Below are 5,167 nucleotides of genomic sequence, written 5' to 3'. Positions count from 1 at the left end.
GGAATTAATTCGTTGTTTGTAGTTTGTGGTATAAATATATCAGGAATCTTTCTTAGTTCCTTATCATCAAACTTCATTGGAAGCCCTACTTCCCTGAATATGCCCTTCAATGATTGGTCGCTAAAAAATCCTAAATCTGAGTACGTTTCGTCAAATATCCATAAATGATTGTTTATAATTTTATGTAATTCTGTTCTTTCCTTTGTGGTTTGCTTTCCCTCATTTAAGACTAAATTTTCAAAATTATTCAAAAAGTCAAGTTTTGATAAAACGCCATAATATTTTTTTACAAGAGTCAAAATATCAAGGTTTTGATTTACATAGGACATAATTTTTTGATTACTTTCATTTAGATTGAATACAATCTCTAAATTTGTAAGTGTATTAGAATTGTTATCAGAAATTAATCCCATTAATGAATTGCTAAAATAGGACATATTATTTTTGGTAATATTGTGTTCATTAAGCATTAGTGGCACGGCTAATATTTTATAGGCTTCTTGTATTTTTTCTTTTATCATATCATCTACGAGTGGTAATAATTTATTTTTTTGCGCCAATTGGCTTGCTATCATATCTTTATTTTTAATCCAAACCTGAAATAAGAGTTTATCTAAATCAGGTTTATATAATTTTTGCATTTCTTTTATGAGGTCTTTGTATTCTAAGTCTAATTCCAAAAGCTCATAATCATCTTTAAACATATCACTTGTTAAAAAAACAGTATGGCAATTAAAAATTGATTTTTGCGAACCAGAAGGTATTTTGCCTAGACAATTTCCCATTTTATTAAAAAGAAAAGTATGCTTTTTATCTGTTAAATCGATTTCATTTTTCCAAACAATTATATAAGATTCAAATTGTTTTCCATTTGATAGGGTATAAGTTTTTTCCTCTCGTTTATCTATATAATCTTCCACATTAATTTTTTTATTATTGATACTTATTGATATATTTTTAAGAATTTTATCTGCAAATTCAACAATAATTTCTTTCTCTAAATCTTTGGCTAGTTCTTCTAGGTTTCTTTGATTGATAAACTTTTTCCCTAATTGTTCAATATAAAGTTGGGTTATTGCTTCTTTTTGGTATTCTGCCTTTTTTTCGCTTATATAAAAACCAATATTATTATTCTCAACACAAAAAGTAACACAATAATATTTATCATTAAATTTTGTATATATCTTAATATCTTTTATATTTTCTTGCCGGAAATCAACAAATCTTAAATATGTATATCTACCGCGACTTCTCCCTCCAAGAGTATTTGGTACATAATCCCCACCTTTATAATGTGTCCATTTTTCATTCATATATTGTTCATTTGAGCAATCAAATCCACTTCCATCATCTTCAATGATAAGAGACACTTCCTCTCCACACAATTGACTAGGGTGAATATTGAGGTAAATATTTATATTTTTAGCACCAGCATCTATAGCATTTTTTATTGCTTCTCCTATGGGATTAAGTCTAGCAATAGCCGAATCCTGCTTAATGGTTTTTGATGTTACTTTTGTCGCGAAAGAAGTTTGCATAATTATCCTTTATTTTTTATGATTCTAATCTCATCGTCTGTGAAATTATAGAGTTTATAAACTAAAGAATCAATTTCGGATTCTAAGTCATTTGTGTTGGTTGTGGAATCTTTGGCTTTGAGATTTAGGATTTTATCCGCTAAAGCGATAAAAGGTTTTTGCTCTTTAGGTGTAAGATTGGGGATACAAAAGTTTTCTATATATGTTGGTGTATAAGTATAGTAGCCGCCCCTCATTACTGAAGCAGTTTTTGTTATATACCACCACATTAAATTAGAATTTAAGATAGCTAACAAATATTTATAGTCTAAAGATGAATAGCTCACATTTCTAATTAAGCCAAATACTTTTGTATTATGATAAAATTCCCCTTTTTCATCATAAGTAAGTTGCGATTTTATACTCAAATAAGGCATAAGCAGCTTTGTAATTCCATTTCCTGCCATTAACCCTTGTGCTCTCCCAAACTGATACCATTTATCTGTATCAAATCTCCCATTTTCTCTTGCTCGTAAAACTTGTTCGCATTGTTTCAGATAAGAATAACCTTTAGGGAAATGCGTTTGCAAATCTAGCTCGCCATATAAGCTCATTTTTTCTTTGCCCCTAGAATCTACTTCTTTAAAATAGGGAAAAATCACCCTTAAATCAGATTCTAACTTGTCGTAGCGATGAAAGCTACTACCCATTAACAAAGGCTTTGCAAAATCTGATTCAATCTCTACAATCAAATCAATCTCTTTAGAGTAGCCTCTTATCAATCCTTTGGAGGTTTCTTTGCATTGTTCTAAGAAATATACGCTATCTTTACTCGTGGCAATTCCTTGAAACATTTTATGAAATATATCCTTAGCTGGGGTAAATTGCGCAATTTTCATTAAAATATTTTGTATTTTATCACCGACTAGATTCCAAACTTTAGAATCTAAATCTTTGTGTGGGAATATCCTAAAATCCTCTTGGGTTATAGAATCTAGAAATTCTGTCATTTCTTGCTCTGTTTGAATCGAATCTGGAGATTTAATAAATTGTAAATCTTTTGCTTGATGATTAAACCAATGCAAGGCTGTATAGGTGCTTGCTTTAAAAACTTGAAAATCTCCAAAGTGAATGATTTTTGCGGCTTTATTTTTGACAAGATTTCTTAGCCCCTCTCCAAAATCCGCATTGAGCCATTTATGCGGCATAATAAAATTAATGGGCGCATTGGATTTCGCAATTTTTAATCCCATTTCGACAAATAGTACGTAAATATCATAATTTTTTGTTGCTGTTTGGTAGGATTTTTTGTATTGTTCTGAAATTTGTTTATTTAAACCCTGCATTCTGATATACGGTGGATTCCCAATCACCAAATCAAATCCCAAAAAGTCGCCATTACTATCTAGCACTTCGGGGAATGCAAAACGTCATTCAAAGGCGTTTTTGTATTCTGCACCGCTTAGGGCAAGGGTGAGCTTTTTGCGCAAGATTTGGATTTTGCCATAGGATTCTAATGCCCTCTCTTGCTCCTCTTTACTCAAAGTCGGAGTGCCAAAAAGATTGAATTGCAAAGAGCCTAAGCCCTCTAGCAAACTTGCATCATCAAGCAAATAATTGTTGAATTGTTTGATATGCGATTCTATCGCCTTTTCTAGTTCTCTTTTTGTCTTTGGGTCTTTGAGTGTCAGGGTAAAGGTTGCTTGAATTGTCTCGATTTGTTTTTCAATGTCTTTTTTGGAGATTGTCATCAAGTTTTGGTCGGCATTTTTGTATTCAAAAACAAGCTTTTTGTATTGCTCGATTTGGAAATTGATATTTGGAATCGTGCGTAATGAATCGCTAAGATTAAAGCGAGAGATGAGACTATTCCCACACTTGATATTAATATCAATATTAGGCAGTGTCTCTAGCCTTTTGTTTGGAATGTCTTTATAGTAGCTATATTTGAGCAGCTCAATCCAAAGGCGAAGCTTGGTAATCTCGCATGAGTTGGGGTTAATATCCACACCAAAGAGGCAGGATTCGATGAGTTTGCGTTTAGCAAAGAATAATGCCCTTTGAATCTTATGGGATTCGATGTTTTCGTGTGCGGGCAGGGTGTAGGTAAAAAGTGCATTATGAGAATCCCTAATCACGATTTCATCACGTAAGATTTCTAGGGTGATGTCTTTGATTCTGTGATGATTTTCATCGCAGAGAATCCCGAGCTTGAACTTGAGCAAAACCAGTTCATTCAGGGCAGAGACAAGGAAATGCCCACTACCCACAGCGGGGTCGCAGATGTGGACAGAATCAAAGATTGCATTTGCTTGTTTGTAGCCTTCTTTAGAATCTGTGAGCTTGTCGATTTTGTTTTTGAGTTCGTCAAGATTTTGGCAATCCCATTGGAGCGATTCGTTAAATTTTTGCAGCACGACTCTTTCTAGGCTCTGCTTGCACATATAGCGCGTGATGAAGCTTGGGGTGTAGAAGCTGCCCTCTTTGTAGCCATTGAGCTTTTCAAAGACGAGCCCTAGCACGGCGGAGTTAATGAGTTTGTCGAAATTCATCTTTGTATGGTTTTGAATATCTTGCGCTGTGGTTGTGAAGTCGTAGGCATGCAAAAATGCAAAGAGATATTCTAAGAGCGGCAAGGTGGAATCTTTGGCTTGGGCATTGAGATTTAGAGATTGGCAAAAGTTTTTGTCTTTGTAGAGAATGGAATCATGATAGAGCATTAGGGGCTTGGATTCGAGTAGCTTGATTTCTTTGCCCTCAATCTCAAGGGGTGTTTTTTCAAAAAGGCTCGAGTTGAGATAGGGAATCTGTGCTAAAACTTTGGGGAGATTTGCGTCTCGATTCTCTTCTATCTTTGCCAAAATATCAAAGAATAGGGTATTGAGAGCTTGGAAGTCTTTTAAGCACTCTAAATCTAGGAATGGTTTTTGGATATGCTTGAAGCTTAGCAGCATCGATTCTAAGAGGCGCAAGAATAATAGGCGATTGTTCCACGTCGTGAGCAAAGAAAAGAGAATCTCAAAGTCTTTGTCTCTTTCAAGCTCAAATGTCGAGCATATCGAATCAAGGAGTGTGTGGGGCGAAAGGCTTGGGAGAATGAGCACCTTGCCACTCTGTGAAATTTCTTTGAGTCCCAAAATATAGAGCAATTCATCATAGAAATCTTGGTTTAGAGTGTTTGCGTCAAGATAGCTTTTGCGCTTGAGTAGCACGTGGGGGCTTAGAATCTGATAGAGGAGTGGGAGGATATGTTGGGATTCTTTATTATTGGTGCGTTGGGATTCTTCACCTGCTAACGCAGGTTCAGAATGACAAAAAGAATCTTGTTTGTCATGTTGAGCTTTCATAGAAAGCGAAACATCTCTATTATTTTGAGTTTCAGAATGATAATTTGCGAGGATAGAATCCTCAATCCGAAAATGCGTATATGGAATCTCCATATCAAGATTAGGTAAGAGATTCTTGATTTCCTCATAGAATCTCTTCGTGCTTGCGTCATTGCCCTCTTTGTGCTCGCAATTTTTAAAGGCTTTTAGAATCGCCTTGTCTTTGGCAAAGGTCGCATAAACTTTAGCGTCTATGATATAAAAATCCTCTGTGTTGGTTAAGACAATATGTGTTAAATTGTTGTTTTTATTTGTGATGGTCTC

Annotated in this window: 2 protein-coding genes and 1 pseudogene; all 3 read right to left on the bottom strand. The window is 34.6% G+C overall.

Annotated elements, in window-relative coordinates; genetic code table 11:
- Positions 1-1,538: ATP-binding protein (locus HDT10_RS08290; protein WP_290882214.1), on the bottom strand; the 1,538-nt coding region annotated here is incomplete at its 3' end.
- 2 nt (positions 1,539-1,540) lie between these two features.
- Positions 1,541-2,905 carry an Eco57I restriction-modification methylase domain-containing protein gene (locus tag HDT10_RS08285; RefSeq protein WP_290882212.1) on the bottom strand — a complete coding sequence of 455 codons (1,365 nt, stop codon included), beginning with the start codon at positions 2,903-2,905 and terminating at the stop codon, positions 1,541-1,543.
- 42 nt (positions 2,906-2,947) lie between these two features.
- Positions 2,948-5,167 (bottom strand): annotated as a pseudogene (locus tag HDT10_RS08280) (class I SAM-dependent DNA methyltransferase); the annotation flags it as partial.

This window comes from Helicobacter sp., assembly GCF_014799995.1.
GTDB lineage: Bacteria > Campylobacterota > Campylobacteria > Campylobacterales > Helicobacteraceae > Helicobacter_D.
This window is presented reverse-complemented; position numbering and strand designations above follow the sequence as displayed.